Source organism: Burkholderia sp. Ac-20345, from assembly GCF_017104825.1.
Classification (GTDB): Bacteria; Pseudomonadota; Gammaproteobacteria; order Burkholderiales; family Burkholderiaceae; genus Burkholderia; species Burkholderia lata_B.
Genome location: NZ_JAAGPO010000155.1, coordinates 1 through 26,964, shown reverse-complemented (window position 1 = coordinate 26,964; position 26,964 = coordinate 1). Strand labels below are relative to the sequence as shown.

23 protein-coding genes and 2 pseudogenes are annotated in these 26,964 nt (G+C 68.2%); 18 read left to right on the top strand and 7 right to left on the bottom strand.

The window, feature by feature from the left end:
- Together G3O06_RS35120 and G3O06_RS35115 are read left to right on the top strand one after the other, a co-directional pair.
- Window positions 1-916 (top strand): LysR family transcriptional regulator (locus G3O06_RS35120; RefSeq protein ID WP_277403767.1); only part of this gene is annotated, 916 nt, incomplete at its 5' end.
- A gap of 337 nt (window positions 917-1,253) precedes the next feature.
- On the top strand, window positions 1,254-3,503 hold the full coding sequence (locus G3O06_RS35115) for an EAL domain-containing protein (RefSeq protein ID WP_174969251.1): 2,250 nt from the start codon (window positions 1,254-1,256) through the stop codon (window positions 3,501-3,503).
- A 20-nt stretch (window positions 3,504-3,523) separates the two neighbouring features.
- Here the strand turns inward: G3O06_RS35115 and G3O06_RS35110 are convergent, their stop codons facing one another.
- Together G3O06_RS35110 and G3O06_RS35105 are read right to left on the bottom strand one after the other, a co-directional pair.
- The gene (locus G3O06_RS35110; RefSeq protein ID WP_205818949.1) at window positions 3,524-4,591 is read right to left on the bottom strand and encodes a PleD family two-component system response regulator; all 1,068 of its coding nucleotides are present in this window, start codon (window positions 4,589-4,591) and stop codon (window positions 3,524-3,526) included.
- Between the two features lie 67 nt (window positions 4,592-4,658).
- On the bottom strand, window positions 4,659-5,663 hold the full coding sequence (locus tag G3O06_RS35105) for a chemotaxis response regulator protein-glutamate methylesterase (protein WP_205818948.1): 1,005 nt from the start codon (window positions 5,661-5,663) through the stop codon (window positions 4,659-4,661).
- 326 nt (window positions 5,664-5,989) lie between these two features.
- Here G3O06_RS35105 and G3O06_RS35100 point away from each other — a divergent pair, with 326 nt between their 5' ends.
- Window positions 5,990-6,283 (top strand): hypothetical protein, encoded by a 294-nt coding sequence (locus G3O06_RS35100; RefSeq protein WP_205818947.1) that lies wholly within the window; start codon window positions 5,990-5,992, stop codon window positions 6,281-6,283.
- Window positions 6,284-6,424: 141 nt separating this feature from the next.
- On the top strand, window positions 6,425-6,853 hold the full coding sequence (locus G3O06_RS35095) for a hypothetical protein (protein ID WP_205818946.1): 429 nt from the start codon (window positions 6,425-6,427) through the stop codon (window positions 6,851-6,853).
- Between the two features lie 76 nt (window positions 6,854-6,929).
- Here G3O06_RS35095 and G3O06_RS35090 read toward each other — a convergent pair whose 3' ends face one another.
- A complete protein-coding gene (locus G3O06_RS35090; RefSeq protein ID WP_027782734.1) occupies window positions 6,930-7,154 on the bottom strand; it encodes a hypothetical protein in 225 nt (74 codons plus the stop codon).
- 336 nt (window positions 7,155-7,490) lie between these two features.
- On the opposite strand from G3O06_RS35090, the gene G3O06_RS35085 reads away from it, so the two are divergent.
- Genes G3O06_RS35085 through G3O06_RS35075 form a run of 3 tightly spaced genes read left to right on the top strand, consistent with a single transcriptional unit; the run spans window position 7,491 to window position 10,160 of the window.
- Complete coding sequence (locus tag G3O06_RS35085; RefSeq protein ID WP_174996309.1) at window positions 7,491-8,180, top strand: DUF969 domain-containing protein; 690 nt, start codon at window positions 7,491-7,493, stop codon at window positions 8,178-8,180.
- Complete coding sequence (locus G3O06_RS35080) at window positions 8,177-9,127, top strand: DUF979 domain-containing protein (RefSeq protein ID WP_174969257.1); 951 nt, start codon at window positions 8,177-8,179, stop codon at window positions 9,125-9,127. Before G3O06_RS35085 ends, G3O06_RS35080 begins: the two co-directional genes overlap by 4 nt.
- A 10-nt stretch (window positions 9,128-9,137) precedes the next feature.
- Window positions 9,138-10,160: a DUF2891 domain-containing protein gene (locus G3O06_RS35075; protein WP_174910972.1), complete on the top strand. Its 1,023-nt coding sequence runs from the start codon at window positions 9,138-9,140 to the stop codon at window positions 10,158-10,160.
- A 27-nt stretch (window positions 10,161-10,187) separates the two neighbouring features.
- Here G3O06_RS35075 and G3O06_RS35070 read toward each other — a convergent pair whose 3' ends face one another.
- Together G3O06_RS35070 and G3O06_RS35065 are read right to left on the bottom strand one after the other, a co-directional pair.
- Window positions 10,188-10,646 (bottom strand): SRPBCC domain-containing protein, encoded by a 459-nt coding sequence (locus tag G3O06_RS35070; RefSeq protein ID WP_174969259.1) that lies wholly within the window; start codon window positions 10,644-10,646, stop codon window positions 10,188-10,190.
- On the bottom strand, window positions 10,643-10,999 hold the full coding sequence (locus G3O06_RS35065; protein ID WP_174969260.1) for a metalloregulator ArsR/SmtB family transcription factor: 357 nt from the start codon (window positions 10,997-10,999) through the stop codon (window positions 10,643-10,645). Before G3O06_RS35065 ends, G3O06_RS35070 begins: the two co-directional genes overlap by 4 nt.
- Window positions 11,000-11,093: 94 nt before the next feature.
- Between G3O06_RS35065 and G3O06_RS35060 the strand changes: the two are divergent.
- From G3O06_RS35060 to G3O06_RS35050, 3 genes and pseudogenes are all read left to right on the top strand, one after another.
- A pseudogene (locus G3O06_RS35060) lies at window positions 11,094-11,630 on the top strand (NAD(P)H-dependent oxidoreductase); the annotation flags it as partial.
- 60 nt (window positions 11,631-11,690) lie between these two features.
- Window positions 11,691-11,819: pseudogene (locus tag G3O06_RS35055) on the top strand (DUF2891 domain-containing protein); the annotation flags it as partial.
- Window positions 11,820-11,934: 115 nt separating this feature from the next.
- On the top strand, window positions 11,935-12,258 hold the full coding sequence (locus tag G3O06_RS35050; protein WP_059663524.1) for a hypothetical protein: 324 nt from the start codon (window positions 11,935-11,937) through the stop codon (window positions 12,256-12,258).
- Window positions 12,259-12,305: 47 nt separating this feature from the next.
- Here G3O06_RS35050 and G3O06_RS35045 read toward each other — a convergent pair whose 3' ends face one another.
- Window positions 12,306-13,130 carry an IclR family transcriptional regulator gene (locus tag G3O06_RS35045; RefSeq protein WP_205818945.1) on the bottom strand — a complete coding sequence of 275 codons (825 nt, stop codon included), beginning with the start codon at window positions 13,128-13,130 and terminating at the stop codon, window positions 12,306-12,308.
- Between the two features lie 187 nt (window positions 13,131-13,317).
- On the opposite strand from G3O06_RS35045, the gene G3O06_RS35040 reads away from it, so the two are divergent.
- The 7 genes from G3O06_RS35040 to G3O06_RS35010 all read left to right on the top strand — a co-directional run bounded on the left by G3O06_RS35040 (window position 13,318) and on the right by G3O06_RS35010 (window position 24,915).
- Window positions 13,318-14,973 carry a choline dehydrogenase gene (locus tag G3O06_RS35040; protein ID WP_205818944.1) on the top strand — a complete coding sequence of 552 codons (1,656 nt, stop codon included), beginning with the start codon at window positions 13,318-13,320 and terminating at the stop codon, window positions 14,971-14,973.
- A gap of 128 nt (window positions 14,974-15,101) precedes the next feature.
- Complete coding sequence (locus G3O06_RS35035) at window positions 15,102-16,406, top strand: MFS transporter (RefSeq protein WP_205818943.1); 1,305 nt, start codon at window positions 15,102-15,104, stop codon at window positions 16,404-16,406.
- A gap of 570 nt (window positions 16,407-16,976) precedes the next feature.
- Window positions 16,977-18,392, top strand: a complete 1,416-nt coding sequence (locus G3O06_RS35030; RefSeq protein ID WP_205818942.1) for an FAD-binding oxidoreductase — start codon at window positions 16,977-16,979, stop codon at window positions 18,390-18,392.
- Between the two features lie 180 nt (window positions 18,393-18,572).
- The gene (locus G3O06_RS35025; protein ID WP_205818941.1) at window positions 18,573-19,994 is read left to right on the top strand and encodes an amino acid permease; all 1,422 of its coding nucleotides are present in this window, start codon (window positions 18,573-18,575) and stop codon (window positions 19,992-19,994) included.
- Between the two features lie 234 nt (window positions 19,995-20,228).
- Window positions 20,229-23,165 carry a molybdopterin oxidoreductase family protein gene (locus G3O06_RS35020; RefSeq protein ID WP_205818940.1) on the top strand — a complete coding sequence of 979 codons (2,937 nt, stop codon included), beginning with the start codon at window positions 20,229-20,231 and terminating at the stop codon, window positions 23,163-23,165.
- Window positions 23,166-23,181: 16 nt separating this feature from the next.
- Window positions 23,182-23,928: a 4Fe-4S dicluster domain-containing protein gene (locus tag G3O06_RS35015; protein WP_205818939.1), complete on the top strand. Its 747-nt coding sequence runs from the start codon at window positions 23,182-23,184 to the stop codon at window positions 23,926-23,928.
- Between the two features lie 39 nt (window positions 23,929-23,967).
- Window positions 23,968-24,915 carry a DmsC/YnfH family molybdoenzyme membrane anchor subunit gene (locus G3O06_RS35010; RefSeq protein ID WP_205818938.1) on the top strand — a complete coding sequence of 316 codons (948 nt, stop codon included), beginning with the start codon at window positions 23,968-23,970 and terminating at the stop codon, window positions 24,913-24,915.
- A 32-nt stretch (window positions 24,916-24,947) separates the two neighbouring features.
- Here the strand turns inward: G3O06_RS35010 and G3O06_RS35005 are convergent, their stop codons facing one another.
- A complete protein-coding gene (locus tag G3O06_RS35005) occupies window positions 24,948-25,700 on the bottom strand; it encodes an IclR family transcriptional regulator (protein ID WP_205818937.1) in 753 nt (250 codons plus the stop codon).
- A gap of 187 nt (window positions 25,701-25,887) precedes the next feature.
- On the opposite strand from G3O06_RS35005, the gene G3O06_RS35000 reads away from it, so the two are divergent.
- Entirely contained in the window at window positions 25,888-26,877 is a 990-nt protein-coding gene (locus G3O06_RS35000; protein WP_205818936.1) for an AAA family ATPase, read from the top strand.
- Window positions 26,878-26,964 lie beyond the last annotated feature (87 nt).

The window sequence follows — 26,964 nt, the reverse complement described above, 5'->3', positions numbered from 1 at the left end:
GAACATGGAGTTGAGACACCTCCGCTACTTCGTCGCGGTAGCCGAAGAGCGGAATTTCACGCGGGCGGCCGAGCGGCTGCATATCGCGCAGCCGCCGCTGAGCCGGCAGATCCAGCAGCTCGAGGAATCGCTCGGCCTGCCGCTGTTCGAACGCACGTCGCGGCGCGTCGCGCCGACCGCCTACGGCGATGCGCTGCTCGAATGCATCGGCCGCGTGCTGACCGACATGCGCGGCGTCGTGCCCGCGTTCGACGCGTTGCGCACCGGCACCGGCCGCCCGGTGTCGATCGGCCTGCTGCCGAACATGGCGCCGCAACTGATTCCGGGCGCGCTGGCGTGGCTGCGGGAAGCCGGCCGTCCCGTGCAGCTCAACGTGCGCGAGGACACGCTCGACCGGATGCTCGCGCAGGCGCAGCGCCGCGAGCTCGACCTGCTCGTGTGCCGGCTCGATGCGTCGGCGCTGAGCGCGGGGCTCGACGTCGCGCCGCTGTACCGCGACGACATGATCGTCGTGTGCGGGCCGCGCCATCCGCTGCTCAGGCGCACGCGGATCGGCTGGCGCGACGCGGCCGCGTTCCCGTGGATCGCGCCGCCGCTCGGGTCGCCCGCGCGCACGGCGCTGGACGCCGAGTTCGCGAAGGCGGGCCTGCCGCCGCCTTCCGTGCTGATGGAATCGGTGTCATGGCAGACCAATCGCGCGGTGGCCGAGCAGTCGCCGTGCCTGTTCGTGCAATCGGCCCGCGCGTTCGAGCTCGCCGAGCGTGCAGGGGAGCGCGTCGGCCGGTTGCCGCTGAAGCTATCGACGATGCCTGAAACGGTCGGCGCGCTGTACGCGGCGCCCGCGAGCGTGTCGGTCACGGCCGCGATCGATGCGTTGAAGGCCGTGACGCGCACGGATCCCGGCGCGGTCGCATGAACGCGAACGGAGCCTGCGCGCCGCCGCACTCTGATGAATCGTTTGCGAACGCGGCGCGCGCCAGGGGCGGCCCTGCCCAGGGCCGTCGCGCCGCGTGTCAGTCTTTCGGCGAGCTGACTGCCGGCCGCCAACGCGGCACCGACCGCGCGTAACCCCTGATGCGCGTGGATGCCCGGGGTGTCGCGGATTGGTGTTAAATGTATTTCGGCGCGCATTGGCACCGCGCGCGACACGGGGCGCACCGGGTATCGGCGTAAACCCGGAGCGAAAAACGGCACGAAGGACCGAAAACGAATCGGGCGTACCAGACTCGATCGGACGGACGGCAGGATTCATCTTGAATACCGAACCGCAAAGTTGTCGTTACAGTCTCGGGCTCGCGGCGGAAGTGCTCGCGTCCGAGCAAAGCGTGCTGAGGCTGATCACGCGCAATACACCGCTGCCGGAGCTGTTGGTCGAAGTCTGCCGGCGTGCCGAGGCTTTGCTCGGCGACGGTGCGTCATGCACGATCCTGCTGCTCGATATCGACGGCGTGCACGTGCACGTCGGCGCCGCGCCATCGCTGCCTGACCAGTACAGCGCGGCGATCGAAGGCGCGTCGATCGGGCCGGTGGCCGGCTCGTGCGGCACCGCGATGTACCTGCGCCGGATGGTCGCCGTCGAAGACATTGAAACCGATCCCCTGTGGGCCGACTACCGGGCCGTCGCCTTGCCGCTGGGTTTGCGCGCGTGCTGGTCGGTACCGTTCCTTGACGATACCGGCGCCGTGCTCGGCGCGTTCGCCGTCTATTACCGCATGCCGCGCCGGCCGAGCGACGAGGAAACCGAACTGTTGCGCGATATCGGCAACAGCGTCGGCCTCGCGGTGCACCAGGACCGGATCGCGCGACAGCTTGCGCGCAGCGAGGAACATCACCGGCTCGTGGTCAACAGCCTGCACGAAGGGATCCTCGTCGTGTCGCGCGACGGCATCGTGGTCGCGAGCAACCCGAGTGCGAACCGGATGATGCGCGTGAAGGGCGACCTCGTCGGCCGCCGGCTGTCGACGGTGATCCTGCGCAAGCTGCACGAGGACGGCACGCCGATCGCGCCCGACGACTGGCCGAGCCGGCGCGCGCTCGAAACAGCCACGCCGCTGCTCGACTACACGGTTGGCTTCGGCCTCGCGGACGGCGACATCATCTGGGTGCGCGGCAACGCGGTGCCGATCGTGAGGCCGGGCGAAAAGCAGGCCGACTCGGTGCTCGTGTCGTTCAACGACATCGGCCCCGTGCGCGAGGCGCAGCAGCAGTTGCGCTACCTGGCGACGCGCGATGCGCTGACCGGCCTCTACAACCGCCGCTGGCTCGGCGACCGCATGCGCGAGCTGTTCGGCGGGCACGATGCGGCGGGCGGGCCCGCGCGCGTTGCGATCCTGTTCATCGATCTCGTCGGCTTCAAGAAGGTCAACGACACGGCCGGCCACGACGCGGGCGACGCGCTGCTGCGCAGTGTCGCCGCGCGGCTCGCGGCCTGCGGGGGCGGCCAGTACGCGCTCACGCGCGTCGGCGGCGACGAGTTCGTGATCCTCGTCGACGACTGCGACGATCCGGACCGGCTATCGGCGCTCGCGCGCGAGGTGATCGACGCGATCGCGAAGCCGTTTGCAATCGCGAACAACGAATACTGGCTCGGCGTGTCGATCGGGATCAGCGTCGCGCCGCGCGACGGCGACGATGCCGCCACGCTGATGCGCAACGCCGATTCGGCGATGTACGACGCGAAGCAGCGCGGCCGCAACCACTTCACGTTCTTCACCGCGCAGTTGAACCTGCGGCTGCAGCGCCGCTTCGCGATCGAGCAGTCGCTGCGGCGCGCGCTGTCGTCGAACATGCTGAGGCTCGCGTATCAGCCCGTCGTCGACGCGCGCAGCGGCCGCACGGTCGGCGCCGAGGCGCTGCTGCGCTGGACGAGCCCCGAACTCGGGCCGATGTCGCCGGCGGAGTTCATTCCGGTCGCCGAAGATACGGGGCTGATCGTCGCGATCGGCCAGTGGGTGCTCGAAACCGCGTGCCGGCAGGCGGCCGAATGGCGCCGCACGATCGCGCCGGACCTGATGCTGGCCGTCAACCTGTCGCCGCGGCAGTTCCATGAAGGGCTCGTCGAATCGGTCGATCGCTGCCTCGCGCAGACGCGGCTCGATCCGTCCGCGCTCGAACTCGAGATTACCGAAGGATTGCTGATGAACGACACGGACACCGTGCTGCCGATGCTCGAGGCGCTCACGGACATGAACGTGCGGATCTCGGTCGACGATTTCGGCACCGGCTATTCGTCGCTCGCGTACCTGAAGCGCTTCCCGCTGCACAACCTGAAGGTCGACCGCTCGTTCGTGTCGGGCGTGCCCGATCATCACGACTCGGTGGCGATCACGCAGGCCGTGGTCGCGATGGCGCATTCGCTCGGGATGAAGGTCACGGCCGAAGGCGTCGAGACGCAGGCGCAATCGTGGTTCCTGCAGCAGATCGGTTGCGACATGCAGCAGGGCTATCTGTTCAGCCGCCCGCTGGACCCGAACGATTACGCGCGCCGGCTCGGCGCTGCTTGAGCGCGGCGCGCGTTCGGCGTTCAGTCGACGCGCGGCCCGCCAAACCCACCGGGGACCGGCGTCGTGGGCGTCGCATCGATCTCGACGCGGTTCTTGCCTTCGTGCTTCGCGCGATAGAGCGCGCGGTCGGCCGCTTCGATCAGCACGGTCGTCGGCAGGCCGGGCATCGGCACGATGCTCGCGCCGCCGATGCTTATCGTCACCGTGTTGCCGGTCGACGAATGCGCGTGCCGCAGCCGCAGCGCCTCGACCGCGAGGCGGATCTTCTCGCCGAGCAGCCGCGCGGCGCCCGGCGACGTGGCGGGCATCACGACCGCGAATTCCTCGCCGCCGAAACGCGCGGCGAGGTCTCCCGACTGGCCGAGACAGCGCTCGATGGTCGACGCGATCTGCTTGAGCACGCTGTCGCCCGACACGTGGCCGTACGTGTCGTTGTACAGCTTGAAATTGTCGACGTCGATCATCAGCAGCGACAGCTCGCTGCGCTCGCGCGTGCCGCGCCGCCATTCGGCGGCGAGGTATTCGTCGAGATAGCGCCGGTTCGACAGCCCGGTGAGGCCGTCAGAATGCGTGAGGCGCCGCAACTCGAGATTGGCTTCGAGCAACTGCTGCTGCGATTGCCGCAGCGCGCGATAGGCCTCGTCGCGTTGCAGCAGGTTCATGTACGAGCGCGAGTGATAGCGCACGCGTGCAACGAGCTCGATGCGGTCGGGCAGCTTCACGAGGTAGTCGTTCGCGCCGACCGCGAACGCGGCGCTCTTGATCACCGGCTCTTCCTGCGTCGACAGCACGATGATCGGCACGTCGCGCGTCGCCGGATTCGAGCGGTACGCCTTCACGAGGCTCAGCCCGTCGGTGCCGGGCATCACGAGGTCCTGCAGGATCACGGTCGGCCGCGTCTCGATCGCGGTGGCCATCGCGTCGTCCGAACGCGGGCAGTAGTGGAAATCGATGCCTTCCTCGTCGACGAGCGCGCGCCGCACGGCTTCCGCGACGATCGTCTGGTCGTCGACCAGCAGCACCATCGCCGGCACGTCGGCGGGCGGCGCGTAGTGGCCGCCTGGCGGGCGAGTCAGGTCAATGCTCATGGTCGAGGCGGGTTGTTGCGGTTGTTGCGGGGGCAGGCATGGGTGTTGCGCGGGTTCATCGTCAGGCTCAGATTCTTGCGAGCGCCGCCAGCTCGCCCGCGATGCGACCGAGCGGCAGGATCGCGCGCGCCGCGCCGAGCGTCGCGGCCGCCTTCGGCATGCCGTACACGGCGCTCGTCGCCTCGTCCTGCGCGATCGTATGGTAGCCCTTCATCCGTAGCGCCTTCAGGCCGATCGCGCCGTCGCGCCCCATCCCCGTGAGCAGCACGCCGATCACGCGGCCGGGCCAGTGCTCGGTCAGGCTGTTGAAGAACACGTCGACCGACGGGCGGTACGGCGTGGCGGCCGGTTCGCGCGTGTATTCGAGCGTGCCGGCGCGCGTGATGCGCAGGTGATCGTCGGTCGCGGCGAGCAGCGCGACGCCCGGTTGCGGGCGGTCGCCTTCGCGTGCGACACGCACGGCGAGCGGCGTCTGGCCGTCGAGCCATTGCGCCATGCCTTCGGCGAACGCGCGGTCGACGTGCTGCACGATCACGATCGGTGCGCTGAAATCGGCCGGCAGGCCGCCGAGGACCGACGCGAGCGCGCCGGGGCCGCCGGCCGATGCGCCGATCGCGATCAGCGGGCCGCCACCCGTGCGGGGGGGCGTGCCGGCGAGGCGCGAGCCGCCGGGGGCGTCGAGCAGGCGGCCGATCTGGTCGATCTTCGCGAGCAGCAGTTTGGTCGTGTCGCCGGTCGAGCCGTCGCCGAGCCTGGGTGTATCGACTGCGTCGAGCGCGCCGGCGCCCATCGCCTCGAACACGCGCCACGCATTCGCACCGATGCAGCTCGTCACGATCAGGATCGCGCACGGTCGTTCGGATCGCATGATCCGCCGCGTCGCTTCGATCCCGTCGAATTTCGGCATGATCAGGTCCATCAGCACGACGTCGGGCGGCTGCGTGGCGCACAGTTCGACGGCCTGCGCGCCGTCGGTCGCGACCCACAGCACGCGGTGCTCGGGCCGTCGCGCGATCGCGCGGCGCATCGCCTCGACGGCAAGCGGGAGGTCGTTGACGATGCCGATGTTCACAAGCGGAATTCTCCGGTCGGTTCGTAATGTTGGAGGTGGGCCGGGTTCATGGAAGGCGCTGCCTGTTCGGCGCTGCCGGGCGGCATCGGCGGCCGGACGGCACGGCATTCTTTCTGGTTGGCGACGCCCGCATGCTGTCATGCGGCGCGGGCGGCGGCAATCGAAAATTTTGCGCATTGTGCCGTTTCAGTGCGTTTCCTCTATGACTGTGCGGTGTTTCAGGCTGGCAGCGGGCACGGGCCGTCGAAGCGGACATGTTACCGTGCCGCCTTCCACAAAAAGAATGGCCGTCACGAAACATGGGGTATGGAAAGCGCGACCGCGACATGAGCGCCACGTATTGCCGCAGCTATCGGGTGACGCTCGGCGCCGCCTTCGCGGGCGGCAGCGCGTTTTTCCTGTCTGCCGTGCCGGCGGGCAACTGGCCGGGGTGGGGCATCGGGCTGCTCGCGGCGCTTCTGGTCGGCGGCATGCTGCGGCTTGCCATCGGACTGTTCGGTTCCGGGCGGTTCGCGCGCCATTGCGCCGAAACGGCGTCGGGGCACGAGGCCGCGCTCATCGTCATGGCGATGGCCTATCCCGTGTATCTTCTGCTGCGCCTGGTTTACGACAGGCGCTAGCACCGGCGGGGTGCGGCCGGCAGCGTCACGCAGCCCTTTTCCAGCAGACGGGGAATCACGACAGATGGCTTTTACAGGCGGAACTTGGCAGGCAATCCGGACGGGTGCGGGCAACCGCATTGCGAGCGCGAGGCACGCGCGATGACCGCGCCCGACACCCCACTCGTCAGCCACGACCCGTACGCGCCGATCGTGATCGAACGCGATGGCCGGTTGGTGTACCGGATCTACATCGAGAGCGGACACGCGTCGTTCTACCGCGATTTTCCGGTCGATCCGGACGCGGTGCGTGTGCTCCGCGACGACGCCGAGCGCTTTTACTTCCTGTTCGCGGCGCTTCACCATCCGTACCAGCTGAGCGCAACGAACCTGTCCGACGCGGAACGCGAACGCTACTTTCGCACGATCCTGTTTGCCGGCCGCGACGAAGTCGAGGCGTTCATGACGGAACTCGACCGCGCCAGCAACGGCGCGGTCGCGAACCTGCTGAGGATCTTCACGCAGGCCGACTACCGGCAACTGCGCGCGGGCCGGTGGTTCGACATGGGCGCCGGTACGCCGGCCGCCTAGCGCCCGGGCAAGCCCGCCACCCGCATCCGCATCCGCGGGCGGAAACCGGCCGTGCACCGGCGGCACACCCGCGCCGTCAATGGCTGCGCGCGTACCCCTGGATCAGCGCGCGCATCATGCCTTCGACCGTCGCGTCGCGCAGGTCGCCTTCCTGCTCGGCCTCCTCGACGAGCGCGGCATACGCGGTCGCGAGCGTCACGCGATCGACCTCATGGCGTTGCTCCATCAGCGTCACCATCCCGTCCTTCGCCAGATGAGCGGAGAACGCGCGGCTGCCGATGGTCTGGAATACGTCAATCATGGCGGCTCTCCCGTCCGTTGCCGATGCTTTCCAGTTTAGTCGGCGCACCGGGGCTCCGCCACGCGCGGCGGCCCGTCGCACGCCACCCCCGGAGCGGGAACGCGCGGGCCGCGACCGTCGCGCCCGCACCGGCCCGCCGGCCGCCGATTCCTCGGATGAAACACAAACGACACATGACCCGGGCACGGTATCCGCGCGCTTCAACGTTTACCCGAGGCAGCAAATTGTCGACTTTTTATCGATAAAGTCTCGTGTTAGATTTCGCCGTCAGAGCCCGGTCCAAACCGGGCAGGCGGCGCGTTCCAAGGCGCCGCGCGTCCGATACAAGGAGGAGCAATGCTGGTGCTGATTGGGGTGCCGATCGTCGTGGTCGGTTTTGCATTGCGCTTCAACGCGCTGCTGGTGGTCACGATCGCGGGGCTCGCGACGGGGCTGGCGGGCGGGCTGAATCTCGTCGACATCGTCAGCGCATTCGGCAAGGCGTTCACCGAAAACCGCTACATGGGGCTCATCTGGCTGACGCTGCCGGTGATCGCGCTGCTCGAGCGCAACGGGCTCAAGGAGCAGGCGAGGCGGATGATCTCGCGCGTGCAGGCGGCCACCACGGGCCGCGTGCTGATGCTGTACTTCGTGCTGCGCCAGGCGACGGCCGCGCTCGGCCTCACGTCGCTCGGCGGCCATGCGCAGATGGTGCGGCCGCTGATCGCGCCGATGGCCGAGGCCGCCGCCGTCAACCGGCACGGCGACCTGCCCGAATCGGTGCGCCAGCAGATCCGCGCGCATGCGTCGGGCGTCGACAACGTCGCCGTGTTCTTCGGCGAGGACATCTTCATCGCGATCCAGTCGATCCTGCTGATCAAGGGCTTTCTCGAACAGAACGGGATTTCCATCGAGCCGCTGCACCTGTCGGTGTGGGCGATCCCGACCGCGATCGCCGCGCTGCTGATCCACTGCACGCGCCTCGCGCTGCTCGACCGCCGGCTCACGCGCGGCTTCGGCCTGGTGGGGCAGGAGGGCGCGCGATGATCGGCCTCGAATCGCTGTACACGCTCGCGGGGCTGATGTTCGCCGCGTTCGCATTCTTCAACCTCACGGACCGCACGAACCCGCGCCGCGTCGTCAATTTCGCGTTCTGGGCGATCTACGCGGTCACGTTCCTGTTCGGCGCGCTGCTGCCGCATTTCGTGACGGGCTGCCTCGCGATCGCGCTCGCGGTGATCGCCGGCTCGGGCAAGCTCGGGCGCGGCAAGTCCGACGAAGCAGGGGAAGCGGCGGCCGTGCGGCGCGAGACGCTCGCGCAGCGTTTCGGCAACAAGCTGTTCCTGCCCGCGCTGCTGATTCCGGTCGTCACGCTGATCGGCACGTTCGCGCTGAAGCGCGTGCCGTTCGTCGACCAGAAGAGCGTGACGCTGATCTCGCTCGTGCTCGGCACGCTCGTCGCGTTCGCCGTCGCGCTCGCGATGCTGCGCGATTCGCCCGTGCATGCGGTGAAGGAGGCACGCCACACGATGGACGCGGTCGGCTGGGCCGCGATCCTGCCGCAGATGCTCGCGGCGCTCGGCGCGCTGTTCGCGGTCGCGGGTGTCGGCGGCGTGGTGTCGGGGCTTGTGAAGGACTGGGTGCCGATCGATTCGCCGTTCGCGGTGGTCGCGGCCTACACGGTCGGCATGGCGCTGTTCACGATGATCATGGGCAACGGCTTTGCCGCGTTTCCGGTGATGACGGCCGGCATCGGCCTGCCGCTGATCGTCCACCAGTTTCACGGCAACCCGGCGATCGTCGGCGCGATCGGGATGCTGAGCGGCTTCTGCGGTACGCTGATGACGCCGATGGCCGCGAACTTCAACATCGTGCCGGCGGCGCTGCTCGAACTGAAGGACAAGAATGGCGTGATCAAGGTGCAGTGGCCGACGGCCTTGCTGCTGCTCGCCGTGAACACGCTGCTGATGTATGCGTTCGCATTCCGCTTCTGACGAGATCCCAATGACCGACCGACTGACCCCCGAACTCGCCTCGAAATTCGCGTCGCTCGCGCTCGCGCACCTGACCCGCGAATATCCGAACAAGCTCACGCATTCGCTCGCCGGCCCGCAAGACGTGCAGGGGCCGCGCGCGCTGCACCCGATCTTCTACGGCAGTTACGACTGGCACTCGTGCGTGCACGGCTACTGGCTCGTGCTGCGCGTGCTCGAACGCTACCCGGCGTTGCCGGAGGCCGAACGCATCGTCGCGATCGTCGATGCGCACTTCACCGATGCGAACGTCGCCGGCGAGCGCGCGTATCTCGCGCTGCCGCACAACGCCGGCTTCGAGCGGCCGTACGGCTGGGCGTGGCTGCTCGCGCTGTCGGCGCAGCTGGAGCGGCTCGCGCTGAAGGGCACGCTGCCGCAGGCCGCGCGCTGGGCGAAGACGATGGCGCCGCTCACCGACCTGTTCGTGTCGCGCTTCGAGACCTTCCTGCCGAAAGCGACCTATCCGCTGCGCGTCGGCACGCACTTCAACACCGCGTTCGCGCTGGCGCTCACGCTCGACTTCGCGCGCGACACGCAGCGCGACGGGCTCGCGGCGCTGATCGTCGATACCGCGAAGCGCTGGCACCTGAACGATGTCGCGTGCCAGGCGTGGGAGCCGTCGGGCGACGAATTCCTGTCGCCCGCGCTGATGGAGGCGGAGTTGATGCGGCGCGTGCTGCCGGCTGCCGAATTCGACGGCTGGTTCGCGCGCTTCCTGCCCGATCTCGCGCGCGGCGAGCCGGCGACGCTGTTCGAACCGGCGACGGTCAGCGATCGCAGCGACGGCAAGATTGCGCACCTCGACGGGCTGAACCTGAGCCGCGCGTGGTGCCAGCGCTCGCTCGCCGGCGCGCTGCCCGAAGGCGATGCGCGACGCGCGAAGCTGCTCGACGCGGCCGACCGGCACCTCGCGAGCGCGCTCGCGCACGTGGCCGGCGACTACATGGGCGAGCACTGGCTCGCGACGTTCGCGTTGCTGGCGCTGGAGGCGTAGCGCGCGGGAAGGGGGCTGCCCGGCGGTTCAGGCCCGGGGCCGCGCCATCGCGTGGTCGCCCGGGGCCTGCAGCGACACGTCAAGCTTGTCCAGCATCTGCCGCCAGCCGATCCCTACGCCCTTCGGCGCGAGCTCGGGCGGTACGCGCTCATGCGTCAGCACGAGCTCGCACAGGCCGTCACGGTCGAACAGATCGATCGTGACGAGCGTTTCCTGCTGGTTCATGTACGAGGACTGCCACGTGAATACCAGCTTCGACGGGCGGTCCAGCACGCGATATTCACCGGAGTGCGTGTATTCGATGCGCGACGAACGCATGAAGATGTGAAAGCGTCCGCCGACGCGCGGTTCCAGCATCGCGTCGCAATGCTTCATCGTGCCGGGCAGCATCCACGCGCACAGGCCCTCCGCGTCGAGCCACGCGTCGAACACCTCGTCGCGCGACGCATGGAGCAGCTTGCGGACCGTGATCGCATGACCGCTCATGACCGGGGCGGCTTCTGTTTCCGCTTGGCGGCGAGATGCCGGTCGAGCGCGTCGAGCCGCTCGCTCCAGAACTCGGCGTAATGGTCGAGCCAGCGCTGTACTTCCTCGAGATTCGCCGCGTCGAGCTGGCACGCGTGCTCGCGCCCCCGGATTTCGCGGCGGATCAGCCCTGCTTTCTCGAGCGTCTTGACGTGCTTGGAGATCGCATTGAGGCTCACGTCGTAGGGCGCCGCCAGCTCGCCCACGGTCAGGCTGCCGTCGCGCAGCCGTCCGAGTATCGACCGCCGGGTCGGATCGGCAAGCGCGCTGAAGATGGCGTCCAGCCTGTCGGGCGAACGATCGTGTGGATTCATGGAGAGACTCATGGCGGAATTATATTCAACCTCAAGGTTGACAATCAACCTTTGGGTTGAATAACATCGGATCGCCTTCAACCGGAGAATTCCGATGTTCAAGTTATTGCAAATCGATTCGAGCCCAATGGGTGATGCGTCCATTTCGCGTCGATTGACGCAGGAGTATGCGCGCAACTGGCTGCGTGCGCATCCCGACGGGCATGTCGTGGAGCGTGATCTGTGTCGCATCGCGATGCCGCCGATCGACGCGGCCTGGATCGCCGCGAACTTCACGCCGCCGGACGTGCGGACCGGGCAGCAGAACGAGATGCTGGCATTGTCGACGACGTTCACGACCGAGTTGCGCGATGCCGACGAGTACGTGATCGGCGTGCCGATGCACAACTGGGGGCCGTCCGCGAACTTCAAGCTCTGGCTGGACCATATCGTCAGGCAGGGGGTGACCGTCGAAACGACGCCGTCCGGGCCGCGCGGGTTGCTCGGCGGGCGACGCGCGACCTTCGTGATCGCGGCGGGATGGCGTTACGGGCCGGACGCGGAACGGGCGCAGCGCAACTTCCTCGAACCCTGGCTGCGAACGCTGTTCGGTTTCCTGGGCGTCGAGGACATGCGTTTCGTGACGGCGGATGGTGCAGCGGATGTGTTCACCGGCAAGGCCGATAGCGCGGTGTTTCTCGCGCCCCATCTCGACGCGGTGCGAGCGTTGTTCGCATAGGCTGAACGGCATCTCGCGAGCGCACGCGCGCACGTGGCCGGCGACTGCGTGGGCGGGCACTGGCTTGTCGTGACGTTCGCGTTGCTCGCGCTGGACGCGTAGCGCGCGAAACCCCGCCGGCGGCAAGGTCTTCGGCGCGCGGCTATACTCGCCGCTCGGGTTGCATCGCGCAGCATGCGTTGCGCGATGCGGCCATCCATCCGTTTGCCGCCTCGCCATGGACAAGCTCATTTCCTATGTCGCCGCGATCCACGGGCTCGCGGGCCCGGTGTCGATCGTGTCGCACACGACGTCGCACGACCGCTGGACCGACGACGATGTCGAGGTCACGCGCGACGAAACCGAATATCGCTTCGACAACGGTGCGATCGTGCGCCGCTCGGTCGAGCAGGATCGCGCGCCGTCCGACCTGCTGTGCGCCGAATGCTGGATCGACTACGACGTGCTTCGCCATCCCGATGCGCAACCGATCGGCCCGACGCGGATGACGTTCGACAACGCATGCCGCGAGACTTTCTGGCTGCGTTATCACCTGGCTTGAACGTTTCAACGCATGAGCGCGTAATGGCATGACCGCGCGCGACTGCATCAACCCGACGGCACGCCCTCAGCCGCATGCAGCAGCGGCGCGAGCCGCGTGGCTGCCTCCCGCATCTTCGGCACGTTCTCCAGCAGGTCGTTGAGCGTCGCACGCGCGGTCGGCGCATGCACGGCGAGCGCCGCGAGCATGCGGCCGCTCGCGGCATCCTTCACCGGCACGGCAACAGCGACCATCCCGCGTACGAACTCCTCGTTGTCGATCCCGACGCCGCGCGCGGCGAGCCGGTCGAGCTCGGCCGCGAGCAACTGCGCATCGGTCAGCGTCCGGTAGGTCATCTTCTTCAGCGTGAGCCGCGCGAGCATCGCGTTGCGCTCCAGCGCATTCATCTGCGACAGGAACAGCTTGCCGCTCGCCGTGCAATGCAGCGGCACGCGCATGCCGGGGCGCATCTCGAGCCGCAGCGGCTCGGTCGTCTCGACGCGTTCGACGTACAGCACCGTGTCGCCATCGAGCGCGGTGAGGTTACAGGTTTCGCCGAGCATGTCGACGAGCGCACGCAGCACCGAGCGGCAGCCGCGCGTGAACGTGTTGTTCGACAGTGCCGCGAGCGCGAACTGCGCGGCGCGCGGGCCGAGTGCGATGCCGCGGTCGTGGCCGCGCGAGTCGGGCATGTGGATCACGTAGCCGCGCGTTTCGAGCGATTCGATCAGCCGCAGCAGCGTCGCCTTTGGAATGTGCAACCGTGCGGCGAGCTGCGACAGCGTGTACGGCTGGCCGGCCGACGCGAGCGCTTCGAGCACCGCGAGCGCGCGCAGCACGCGTGCGTCGTCGGCGGGCGCGCCGTCGGGCGGCGCGGGGGCGGTTTCGCGCATGTGTCTCCTCCGTCGGGATCGGCGTGCGTCCCGGGATGGTGTGTACGATGGAAATGAAACGAATTGAACGGTTTTTGTACCACATTCGCGGCGTGGACAATAAATCGGCTTGTATGCGTTCCGTGTGCTCAATAAATTTGGACAAAACATACCGGATTTTTTCAATACCCCGGAACGGAGACATGGAATGACACGCAGCTTCGACTATGTCGTGGTCGGCGCGGGATCGGCCGGTTGCGTCCTCGCCAACCGGCTGTCCGACGGCGGCCGCCATACGGTGTGCCTGCTGGAGGCCGGCCCCGCCGACAAATACATGTGGATCCACGTGCCGATCGGCTATGGCAAGACGATGTTCCACCCCGTGTACAACTGGGGCTTCCACACCGATCCCGATCCGAACATGCACAACCGCCGCCTGTACTGGCCGCGCGGCCGCACGCTCGGCGGCTGCAGCTCGATCAACGGGCTGATCTACGTGCGCGGGCAGCAGCAGGACTACGACCACTGGGCCGCGCTCGGCAATCGCGGCTGGAGCTGGCGCGATTGCCTGCCGTATTTCCGCAGGCTCGAACACAACACGCTCGGAGAAGGGCCGACGCGCGGCACCGGCGGCCCGCTGTGGGCGTCCGCGATCCGGCAGCGGCACGAACTCGTCGATGCGTTCGTCGCCGCGTCGAACCGGCTCGGCGTGCGCACGGTCGACGATTTCAACACGGGCGACCAGGAAGGCGTCGGCTACTACCAGCTCACCACGCGCAACGGGCTGCGCTGCTCGACGGCGGTGGCCTACCTGAAGCCCGCGCGCGGGCGGCCGAACCTGCGTGTCGAAACCGACGCGCAGGCGCTGAAGGTGCTGTTCGACGGCGCGCAGGCGTCCGGCGTGCGCTACGTCCAGCATGGCAAGGTTCACGAGGTGCGTGCACTGCGCGAGGTGATCCTCGCGGCCGGCGCGCTGCAGTCGCCGCAACTGCTGCAGGTGTCGGGCGTCGGGCCGGCCGCGCTGCTGGACCGGCACGGAATTCCGGTCGTCGCCGATCGCGCGGGCGTCGGCGAGAACCTGCAGGATCATCTGCAGATTCGTCTGATCTACGAAGTGACGAAGCCGATCACGACCAACGACGAGCTGCATTCGTGGGTCGGCCGCGCGAAGATGGGGCTGCAATGGGCGCTGTTCCGCGGCGGCCCGCTCGCGATCGGCATCAACCAGGGCGGGATGTTCTGCCGTGCGCTGCCGGACGAATCGGCGACGCCCGACATCCAGTTCCATTTTTCGACGCTGTCGGCCGATTCGGCGGGCGGCAGCGTGCATCCGTTTCCCGGCTGCACGTATTCGATCTGCCAGCTGCGGCCCGAATCGCGCGGCACCGTGCGCATCCGCACCGACGATGCGCGCGACGCGCCGTCGATCCAGCCGAACTATCTCGACACCGAGCGCGACCGCCGCACGACGGTGGCCGGCGTGCGCTTCGCACGCCGCGTCGCGGCCACCGAGCCGATGGCGCCGCTGATGAAGCGCGAGGTACGGCCGGGCGCGGACGCGCAGACTGACGACGAATTGCTCGAGTTTTGCCGCGAATACGGACAGACGATCTTCCATCCGTCCGGCACCGCGAAAATGGGCGTCGCGAGCGATCCGCTCGCGGTCGTCGACGAGCGGCTGCGCGTGTACGGCACGCGCGGGTTGCGCGTGGTCGACTGCTCGATCATGCCGACCCTCGTATCGGGCAATACCAACGTGCCGATCGTGATGGTCGCCGAGAAGGCGTCCGACATGATCCTCGAGGACGCGCGCGCGGTCGATCGCGGCCGCAGCGTCGCGCCGGCCGCCGAGGCGCTCGCGTAGGGCGTCGCCACGCATCCATCCGCGTGGCCCGTGCTCCTGCGCCCGGACGGCCGCCACGCGTTCATCGATGCCCCCGCCGGTACGGCGCCGGGGCAGGTTGCGGCGCATCCTTACCTGGAGAAGCTCGCATGGCAATCGATTCCCGGGTCGTCCGACGCGTGGCCGCGGCCAGCGTGATCGGCGCGACCGTCGAGTGGTACGACTTTTTCCTGTACGGCGTGGTCGCCGGCATCGTGTTCGACAAGCAGTACTTTCCGGCCGGCGACGCGTTCGTGTCGACGATGCTCGCGTATGCGACGTTCGCGGTCGGCTTCGTCACGCGGCCGCTCGGCGGCTTGCTGTTCGGCCATCTCGGCGACCGCGTCGGACGCAAGTCCGCGCTGATCCTGACGATGCTGATCATGGGCGTGTCGACGGCCGGCGTCGCATTTCTGCCGACCTACGCGCAGATCGGCATGTGGGCGCCGGTGCTGCTGCTGACGCTGCGCGTGCTGCAGGGCATCGGCCTCGGCGGCGAGTGGGGCGGTGCGGTGCTGATGGCGTACGAGTACGCGCCGCCGCACCGGCGCGGGCTGTATGCGAGCCTGCCGCAGATCGGGCTCGCGATCGGGCTGTGCCTCGCGGCCGGCGTGGTCGCGGCGCTGTCGCGTGCGCTGCCGGACGCCGCGTTCCTCGCGTGGGGCTGGCGCGTCGCGTTCGCGGCGTCGCTGCTGCTGGTGGCGGTCGGCTTCTACATCCGCACGCGCGTGGCCGATACGCCCGAATTCGTTGCGCTCAAGCGGCAGCGGCGCGACACGAAGCTGCCGGTCGTCGAGCTGCTCGCAAATTATCGGCAGGCGATCCTGCTCGGGATGGGCGCGCGCTATATCGACGGCGTGTTCTTCAACGTGTTCGCGGTGTTCTCGATCGGCTACATGACGCGCAACCTGTCGATCTCGCGCGGCGACGCACTGCTCGGCGTGATGAGCGCGGCGGTCGTGATGTGCGTGTTCATTCCCGTGTTCGGCAGCCTGTCGGACCGGATCGGCCGCGCACGCGTGTACCGGTGGGGCGCGACGCTGTGCGGGCTGTCGGTGCTGCCCGCGTTCTGGCTGCTGCAGACGCAATCGACGAACCTGCTCGCCGTGTGGCTCGCGCTCGTGATCCCGTTCGGGATCTTCTATGCGATGGCGTACGGGCCGGAGGCCGCGCTCTTCGCGGAGCTGTTCGACGCGAACGTGCGTTACACGGGCATCTCGTTCGTCTACCAGGTGTCGGGCATCTTCGCGAGCGGCCTCACGCCGATCGTCGCGACCGCATTGCTGCGCGTGAACGGCGGGGCGCCGTGGCTCGTCGGGGTTTACGTGATGTTGTCTGCACTCCTGTCGATCGTTTCCGCGCGGGCGATCGAGAAGCGCGGCAGCGTGGACGGCGTCGCGGTACGCGCGATGTGATGCAGCGCCGGGTAGATGGATGGGGCGCGGCGTGAGGCCGTATCGGCGGCCCGGTTTTCTGGCAGTGTCGTGCCTGCGTCGCTGACCGACGCCGTCTGCCGGTCGCCCGTTGTTGCCCGCCGCTTGGCGTTCCGGTCGTCCGGCGGCGTCGCACCCGCGCCACCGATCCTTGCTGACCGTCGTCGTCTGCTGGTCGCCCGCTGTTGCCCGCCGTTCGGCGGCGCGGTCGTCCGGCGGCGTCGCCTCCGCGCCGCGACCGCTGCCGATCGGCGCCAGCCACCGGTCGCCCGAAGTTACCCGCCATTCGCCATCCCGCACGCTGGTCCAAGCGAATCCGGGCCACTGGCCCTACCTGCGAAAAATCGGCCTGCCTACACTTTCCTCGACAGATCGCCGCATTGAAGCATCTGCACACGATCGACCCGAAGAGAACGATCAGGAGACAGGCATGACCTACAGGCAGTCGGCAGCATTCGCCCGTGCGGCGAGCGCGTGCCCCGCATCAGTCAGTCGAATCGCCTCGTGCGCCCGTTGCGGCGCGGCAGGCCAGCCCGCGTCGGAGGTCTGAGCATGTCGACCCCTTCCATCGAACGTACCGCGAGCGGCTTCGCCGGCGGCCGGGCTAACGATACGCGTTACGACCCGACCTACGATCCGCTCGTGTCGCCGGGGCCCGGGTGCGGCAAGCAGTACGCGCCGACCTACTGGGTCGCGACGGCCGGCACCCCGCCGCCCGACGACGGCCCCGTCACGCGCGATCTCGATGTCGACGTCGCGATCATCGGCGCCGGCTACACGGGCCTCGCGACCGCGCTGTGCCTCGCGAGGGATCACGGCATCAAGGCCGTCGTGCTCGAGGCCAATCGCACGAGCTGGGGCTGCAGCAGCCGCAACGGCGGGCAGGGGCAGAACGCGTCGGGCCGGCTGTCGCGCTCGCAGTGGATCGAGCGCTGGGGCAAGGACGTCGCGCTGAAGATGCACGACGAGATCCTCGAAGGCTTCGAGCACTTCAAGTCGCTCGTGTCGGAAATCGACTGCGATCCGCAGCCGGGCGGCCATTTCCTGATCGCGCACCGTCCGCGCATCATGGCCAAGCTCGCGGCCGAGGCGAAGGTGTGGAAGGACGTGTTCGGCTATCCGTCCGAGCTGCTGAGCGCCGAAACCTTCCGCCGCGAATTCATCAACGACCACGAGGCGGCCGGCGCGCTGCACGAGCCGGAAGGCATCGGCATCCATGCGCTGAAGCTCGCGTTTGGCTACCTGCGCCTCGCGCGCGCAGCCGGCGCGAAGGTGCATACGAGCAGCCCCGTGCTCGGCTTCGAGACGATCGACGGCGTGCATCACCTGCGTACGCCTGGCGGCGTCGTGCGGGCCCGCGCGGTCGGCATCGCGACCGGCGCGTACACGGCGCAGACGCTGCATCCGTCGCTGCGCAGCAAGGTGATGCCGATCCTGTCGAACTCGATGGTCACGCGCCGGCTCACCGACGCGGAGATCGACGCATGCAATTTCCGCACGACGCAGGTGCTGACCGATACGCGTACGCTGCGCTTCTACTACCGGTTCCTGCCCGATCGCCGTCTGCAGATCGGCAGCCGCAGCGCGATCACCGGTGACGATGCGCCGAACCCGCGTCACTTCGAATTGCTGAAGGAAGGGATGGCGCGCAAGTTTCCCGCGCTGCGCGGCGTCGAGATCGACTATTCATGGTGGGGCTGGGTCGATGTCAGCCACGACATGATGCCGCGCGTGTGCCAGCCCGACCCGCGGCAGTCGGTGTACTACGCGCTCGGCTACGGCGGCAACGGCGTGTCGTATTCGCAGCAGGCCGGCCGCCGGCTGGCCGAGCAGATCGCGGGGAAGGGCGCACGCCAGACGCTGCCGATCTTCACGTCGCCGCTGCCTGGCCACCCGTTCGCGCCGTTCCGGCGCCTCGGGCAGCGGATGCTCTACCTGTCGTATTTCAGGAACGACGAAAAGCCCTGAACGCAGTGCATTTCGCCCGGCGTGATGCAACCCGCGCCGGGCCGTCCAACACAATAAGAGCAACAGAAATCCGTGCGGCCGGGGCTGCAGGCGCCCCTGCACGCGCCGTCGCCGGCGGCGCCCGCGCTCACCCGATGGTGGCGTGCGGGCGGCGTCCGGACAACTGGATATGGAGAAGACATGCAACCCTCGAATCAGAGTGACCTGAAGTGTGGACTCAAGCAGCGCCACATGACGATGATCGCGCTTGGCGGCGTGATCGGTGCCGGGCTGTTCGTCGGCAGCGGTGTGGTGATTCAGCAGACCGGGCCGGCCGCGATCCTGTCGTTCCTGATCACGGGCGGGCTCGTCGTGCTCGTGATGCGGATGCTCGGCGAGATGGCGTGCGCGATGCCGGCCGTCGGTTCGTTCTACGAATACGCGCGGCTCGCGTTCGGAAACTGGCGCGGGCCCGGCAAGATGGCGGGCTTCCTGACCGGCTGGATGTACTGGTATTTCTGGGTGATCGTCGTCGCGCTCGAAGCGGTGGCCGGCGCCAAGCTGATCCAGTTCTGGCTGCCCGATACACCGGCGTGGATCATCAGCCTCGCGCTGCTGATCGTGCTGACGCTCACGAACCTGATCTCGGTCGGCAGCTACGGCGAGTTCGAATTCTGGTTCTCGTCGATCAAGGTCGGCGCGATCATCGTGTTCCTGTTCCTCGGCGGCCTCTACGTGCTCGGCCTGTGGCCCGCGTCGATGCACACGACGTCCGTGCTGCCGACGATGCTCGGCCACGGCGGCTTCATGCCGCTCGGCATCGGGCCGGTGATGAGCGGGGCGGTCGCGGCGACCGGCTTCTACTTCGGCGCTGAAATCGTCACGATCGCGGCGGCCGAGGCCAAGGAGCCGGCGAAAGCGGTTGCGAAGGCCACCAATTCGGTGATCACGCGCGTGCTGGTGTTCTACGTCGGCTCGGTCGCGCTCGTCGTCGCGCTGGTGCCGTGGAATTCGCATCAGATGGCCACGCCGTATGTGAGCGCACTCGAAGTGATGGGCCTGCCTGCCGCCGCCAACGTGATGAACGCGATCGTGCTGACGGCCGTGCTGTCCGCACTCAACTCGGGCCTCTATGCGGCGTCGCGGATGCTGTTCGCGCTGACCCGCCACGGCGACGCGCCGGCCGCGCTCGCAAAGGTCAACAAGCGCGGCGTGCCGGTGCGCGCGATCCTGCTCGGCACGGTGTTCGGCTACGTGTCGGTCGTGATGTCGTACGTGTCGCCCGATACCGTGTTCGCGTTCCTCGTCAATTCGTACGGTACCGTCGCACTGTTCGTGTACGTGCTGATCGCGTTCTCGCAGCTGCGCCTGCGCAAGCGTCTCGACCCGGTGGCCGCCAGCAAGCTGCGCGTCAAGATGTGGGCGTATCCGTACCTGACCTGGGTCGCGATCATCGGCATGGTCGGCATCCTCGTCGCGATGGCGTTCATCCCCGATCAGCGCAAGCCGTTGTGGCTCGGCGTCGCCAGCCTCGGCGTGCTGGTCGTCGCCTACGGGCTGACGCGCCGCAGCCGCCGCGAGCATCTCGACGACAGCGAACTGCTCGCCTATCCGCCGCGGTGATGCATGGTAATGCGCGGTAACGCGTGACGCCGAAGGCCCGGCCCGCAAGCCGGGCCTTCGCGCATGCGGCTTCCGGCCCGATCCGATGGATGGCCGGGGCAACTATCGGGCCGACCGATAGCACCGATCAGAGGATGCGACTTTATGTCGGCCGCGTGCCGGCATAGCATGGATGAACCGATTCACGGGTGCGCCCCGGCGGGGTGCGCCCACATCCACGAGCGAGGACAGACGATGGAACATCGGGCACGCGAGCGCGACGAGCAGGCCGAGATCAAGACGACGACGTGCTACATGTGCGCATGCCGCTGCGGCATCCGCGTGCACCTGCGCGACGGCGAGGTGCGCTATATCGACGGCAATCCCGAGCATCCGCTGAACCAGGGCGTCATCTGCGCGAAAGGTTCGTCGGGAATCATGAAGCAGTATTCGCCCGCGCGGCTCACGCAGCCGCTGATGCGCAAGCCGGGCGCCGAGCGCGGCGACGCGCAGTTCGAGCCGGTGTCGTGGGACGTCGCGTTCGACGTGCTCGAAAAGCGCCTCGCGCACCTGCGCGCCACCGACCCGAAACGGTTCGCGCTGTTCACGGGCCGCGACCAGATGCAGGCGCTCACCGGCCTGTTCGCGAAACAGTTCGGTACGCCGAACTATGCGGCGCATGGCGGGTTCTGCTCGGCGAACATGGCGGCCGGGATGATCTACACGATCGGCGGCTCGTTCTGGGAATTCGGCGGGCCCGATCTCGACCACGCGAAGCTGTTCCTCATGATCGGCACCGCGGAAGACCACCATTCGAATCCGCTGAAGATCGCGCTCGGCAAGTTCAAGCGCGCGGGCGGCCGCTTCATCGCGATCAATCCGGTGCGCACCGGCTACGCGGCGATCGCCGACGAATGGATTCCGATTCGCCCCGGCACCGACGGCGCGCTGTTCATGGCGTTGATGCACGAGCTGATCGCGCGCAACGCGTTCGATCTTGAATTCGTGTCGCGCTTCACGAACGCGGCCGAGCTGGTCGACCAGCGCGACGGCGCCGACACGTTCGGGCTGTTCGTGCGCGACGCCGGCGCGCCGGAGGTCAACGCACTGTATCCGCAGAACCGGATGTGGTGGGACACGAAGACGAACCGCGCGGTGCTGCATCACACGGAAGGCGCGGAGCCGGCGCTCGACGGCCGCTATACGCTCGACGACGGCACGCCCGTCGCGCCGTCGTTCACGCTGCTGCGCGAACAGGTGGCCGAGTGCACGCCGGAATGGGCGGCCGACATCACCGGCATCGCGGCCGACACGATCCGCCGCCTGGCGCGCGAGATGGAGACGGTTGCACGCGAGCACGCGATCGAGCTGCCGGTGCGCTGGACCGATTCGTGGGGCAAGGTGCACGAATCGGTGAAGGGCGTGCCGATCGCGTTCCATGCGATGCGCGGGCTCGCCGCGCATTCGAACGGCTTCCAGACGATCCGCGCGCTTGCGGTGCTGATGTCGCTGCTCGGCACGATCGACCGGCCGGGCGGCTTCCGGCACAAGGCGCCGTATCCGCGCGCGGTGCCGCCGTCGGCGAAACCGCCGAACGACCCGGCCCAGATCAAGCCGAACACGCCGCTCGCCACCGGCCCGCTCGGCTGGCCCGCCGGCCCCGAGGACCTGTTCGTCCACCCGGACGGCACGCCTGCACGGCTCGACAAGGCGTTCTCGTGGGAATACCCGCTCGCGGTGCACGGGCTCATGCATTCGGTGATCACCAATGCGTGGCGCGGCGATCCCTATCCGATCGACACGCTGCTGATCTTCATGGCAAACATGGCGTGGAATTCGTCGATGAACACGACGGAAGTGCGCAAGATGCTGGTCGACAAGCGCGACGACGGCGAATACCGGATCCCGTTCCTCGTCGTATGCGATGCGTTTGCATCGGAGATGACGGCGTTCGCCGACCTGATCCTGCCCGACACGACCTACCTCGAACGGCACGACGTGATGTCGGTGCTCGACCGGCCGATCTCCGAATTCGACGGGCCGGTCGACTCGGTGCGCGTGCCCGTCGTGCCGCCGACCGGCGAATGCAAGCCGTTCCAGGAAGTGCTGATCGAGCTCGCGAGCCGGCTGAAGTTTCCGGCCTTCACGACGGCCGACGGGCAGCGCAAGTACCGCGACTATCCGGATTTCGTCATCAACTTCCAGACCGCGCCCGATTCGGGCACGGGCTTCCTGATCGGCTGGCGCGGCAAGGACGGCGACAAGGCCGTCATCGGCGAGCCGAACCCCGACCAGTGGAAGCGCTACGCGGAGAACAACTGCGTGTACCACCACCGGCTGCCGGAGCCGCTGCAGTACATGCGCAACTGCAACGGCCCGTACATGCAGTGGGCGGTCGACAACGGGATGCGCAAGTTCGGCGTGCCGATCGTGATCCAGCTCTACTCGGACGTGATGCAGAAATTCCGGCTCGCCGCGCAGGGCCGCACGTCGGGCCGCCAGCCGCCCGACCACTTGCGCGAGCGCATCGCGCGCTATTTCGATCCGCTGCCGTTCTGGCACCGGTCGCTCGAAAGCGGGCTGACCGATGCGGGCCGCTATCCGCTCGCGGCGATCACGCAGCGGCCGATGGCGATGTACCACTCGTGGGATTCGCAGAACGCGTGGCTGCGGCAGATCCACGGCGAGAACCACCTGTTCGTGAACCCGTTGACGGCCGCCGCGCAGCAGATCGACGACGGCGCGTGGATCTACGTCGAATCGCCATGGGGCAAGGTGCGCTGCCGCGCGCGCTACAGCGAGGCGGTCGAGCCCGGCACCGTGTGGACGTGGAACGCGATCGGCAAGGCGGCCGGCGCGTGGAATCTCGGGCCGCAGGCGGGCGAGTCGCAGCGCGGCTTCCTGTTGAACCACGTGATTACCGACGAGCTGCCGGATGCGGCGCGCGGCGGTGCGCGGATGTCGAACTCCGATCCGGTCACGGGGCAGGCCGGCTGGTACGACGTGCAGGTGCGGATCTATCCGGCTGAAGCCGATGCGGCGACGACCTTGCCGCAGTTCGCGCCGATGCCGGCGCTGCCGGGCACGCCGCGCGTGCTGCAGCGCGTGCAGGCGTATTTCGCGGGAACCGGCGCATTCGCCGCGCGGCTGCGGCGCGCGACGTCGGCCGGCCCGAAGTCTGAAGATCGCTGATCGAAGGAGCACAACCATGACCCAGATGGCCCTCGTCATCGACCTGAACGTGTGCGTCGGCTGCCATGCCTGCGTGACGAGCTGCAAGGAATGGAACACGTCGGGCGAAGCCGGCAGTCTCGCCGACCTGCGCCCGTACGACGACGATCCGTCCGGCACGTTCTTCAACCGCGTGCAGACCTACGAAGCGGGCGTGTTCCCGATGACCGACACGATCCATTTCCCGAAATCGTGCCTGCACTGCGAGGATCCGCCGTGCGTGCCGGTATGCCCGACCGGTGCGAGCTACAAGCGCAAGTCGGATGGCATCGTGCTGGTCGACTACGACAAGTGCATCGGCTGCAAGTACTGCGCATGGGCGTGCCCGTACGGTGCACGCGAGCTCGACGAAGGCCGCAAGGAGATGACGAAGTGCACGCTGTGCGCGGACCGCATCGACAACGAAGCGTTGCCCGAGCGTGACCGGAAACCGGCCTGCGTGCTCGCATGCCCGACGTCGGCGCGCCTGTTCGGCGACGTGCACGATCCGGAGTCGGACGTGTCGCGCGCGATCCGCGAACGCGGCGGCTATGCGCTGATGCCCGAATGGGGCACGCGGCCGTCGAATCATTACCTGCCGCGCGTGAAGACCGAAGCGTTGTGCGGTTGCGGGAGTAGCGGCGGGTGCGGCAGCGCGTCGAACGGCGTTGGCGAAGACGATTCATTCGAGGCCCGCGCGGCGCGCGGCGATATCAATCTCGTGTCGCTCGCGGCGCAGCGCTGAGCGCGAAGCCCTTCACTCATACGAAAAAACGGAGTCCCCATGCGCCCAGCCTTTTCGGTCGTTTTCCTCACCACACTGTGCGGCGCGGCACAGGGCCTGTTGCTGACGCTCGTGATCGTCGAGGCACTTGCGCGCGCGGCGGGCGTCGAGATCGCCGCGTCGTTCTACGTGACGGGCGCCGCGCTGTCGGTCGCGCTCGGCGCACTCGGTCTGCTGGCGTCGTTCTTCCATCTCGGCCACCCTGAACGCGCATGGCGCGCGATCGCGATGTGGCGCACGTCGTGGCTGTCACGCGAATGCATCGCGCTGCCGGTGTTCCTCGCGTGCGCGTTCGCGTATGGCGCGGTGCACCTGTTCGGCTGGTCCGGCACGTTGCTGATCGGCGCGGCGGGCGCGCTCGCGAGCGTTGCGTTGTTCGTGTGCACCGCGATGATCTACGCGTGCCTGCGCTTCCTGCAGGAATGGGCGAGCCCGCTGACGCTCGTGAACTTCGTGCTGCTCGGCTGCGCGTCGGGCTGCACGCTGGCGACGGCTTGTGCCGCGTGGCTCGCGCCGGCGCTGGTCGGCCGGCTCGCGGTGGCCGCGTGCGTGCTGACGCTCGCGGGCTGCGTGGCACGGCTCGCGTCGCTCGCACGCAATGCACGACTGCGGCCGAAGTCGACCGTGCAGAGCGCGACCGGGATCCGCAGCGAGAAGGTCGAACAGAAGTCGCGCGGTTTCACGGCCAGCGCGTTCAATACGCGGGAGTTCTTTCACGGGCAGGGCAACGGCACGCTGCGTGCGGTGAAGGCCGGCTTCCTGATCGGCGCATTCGCGGTGCCGTTCGTGCTGACCGGCGCGGGCGCGCTCGCGCCGACGTCGGTCGCGGCGGCCGTCGCGCTCGGCGCGGCATTCGTGATCCAGTATGCGGGGCTGGTCGCGGAACGCTGGTTCTTCTTCGCGGATGCGCGGCATCCGCAAAACATCTATTACCAGCGCGCGTCATGACGTTGCGTGTGCGCCGCCACGCCGTGCGGGAACTAGAACGTGTCCTTGAGCGCGCGCGCCGCTTCCTGCAAACGCGGCACGTGGTCGAGCAGCCGCGACAGCGGTGCGCGCGACACGGGCGCATGCACGGCGACCGCGGCGATGCACGTGCCGTCGTCGCCTGCGATCGGTGCCGCGATGCACACGATGCCCGCAACGAATTCCTCGTTGTCGATCGCGACGCCCTTGTGCGCTGTGCGGTCGAGTTCGGCTTCGAGCAGCTCGGGATCCGAGATCGTGTTCGGGGTATAGCGCGGCAGCGCCAGCGCGCGCACCAGCGCGGCGCGTTCGTCGCGCGGCAGCAGTGCGAGCAGCAGCTTGCCGCTGGCGCTGCAGTGCGCGGGCACGCGCGAGCCGGGTTTCAGGTCGAGCCGCAGCGGCCAGTCGGCCTCGACGCGGTCGAGATAGACGACTTCCGTATCGTGCAGCGCGGTCAGGTTGCAGGTTTCGCCGAGATCGGCGACGAGCCGTTCGAGGATCGCATGGCGCAGCCGGCGCGCGCCCGCGTGCAACATCACGCCGGTGCCGAGCCGCGCGAGGCGCGGGCCGATTGCGTACGCGTTCTTGCGGCCCGGCTCGCGGATCACGAGGCCGCCGGCTTCGAGCGACGCAAGCATCCGGTGCAGCGATGCCTTCGGGATATCGACTTCGCGCACGAGATCGGCGAGCGACACGGCATCGCCGGCCTGGACGAGATGTTCGAGCAGCGCGAAGGCGCGCAGCGTGGGCGTATCCGCGGGCAGCATGGCAGGCGTTCCGGAAACTGGACTGCGGCCATTGTACCGAACGGCCCGGCACGCCGGCCGCGCGGGGCGGCGGGGCCGTTGAACCGGTACGTATTTTCGGCAACGGAACGAATCGTTCCGTAAACACGACTGGCGCGGGCGCGACGATCGACGCCTGCGCGACAAGCAACGACAGGAGCGCAACGCAATGGATGGGGTGGCGAACAAGCCGGACTGCATGGTGTCGGTCTGCGAACGGTTCGGGTTCGATTCGGACCTGATGGTGCCCGCGTTCAGCACGCGCGACGACCATGTGCCCGATATCGACGACGCATACCGTTTCAACCCGGACGTCACGCTCGCGATCCTCGCCGGCTTCGCGCGCAATCGCCGCGTGCTCGTGCAGGGGATGCACGGCACCGGCAAGTCGACGCATATCGAGCAGGTCGCGGCGCGGCTGAACTGGCCGTGCGTGCGCGTGAACCTCGACGGCCACATCAGCCGGCTCGATCTCGTCGGCAAGGATGCGATCGTCGTGCGCGACGACGTGCAGGTGACCGAATTCCAGGAAGGGATCGTGCCGTGGGCGCTGCAGCGTCCGGTCGCGCTGATCTTCGACGAATACGATGCAGGGCGGCCCGACGTGATGTTCGTGATCCAGCGGATCCTGGAGCGCGACGGCAAGTTCACGCTGCTCGACCAGAACCGTGTGATCCATCCGCATCCGTCGTTCCGGCTGTTCGCGACCGCGAACACGGTCGGGCTCGGCAACCTGAACGGCCTCTACCACGGTACGCAGATGCTCAACCATGCGCAGATGGACCGCTGGAACGTGGTCGCGACGCTCGACTACCTGCCGCGCGACGAGGAGATCGGCATCGTGCGCGCACGCGTGCCGGAACTCGCGGACGAAGCCGGCCGCCCGCTGCTCGAATCGATGGTGAGCCTCGCGGAGCTGACGCGCAACGGCTTCGCGACCGGCGACCTGTCGACGCTGATGTCGCCGCGCACGGTGATCAACTGGGCCGAGAACTGCCAGATCTTCCGCGATACGGCGCTCGCGTTCCGGCTCACGTTCCTGAACAAGTGCGACGATGCCGAGCGGCCGGTCGTCGCCGAGTATTACCAGCGCTGTTTCGGCGAGGAGCTGGCGGTCGCGTCACGGGCCGGCGGCAGCGAGCCGGGAGCCGGGCGGTGAGCGCCGATCGCGACGTCGCGCGCCGCGCATCGGCGCGTGAAGCGCTGGGTGCGTCGACCGTGCGTGCGCTGACACGCGACGCGGCGT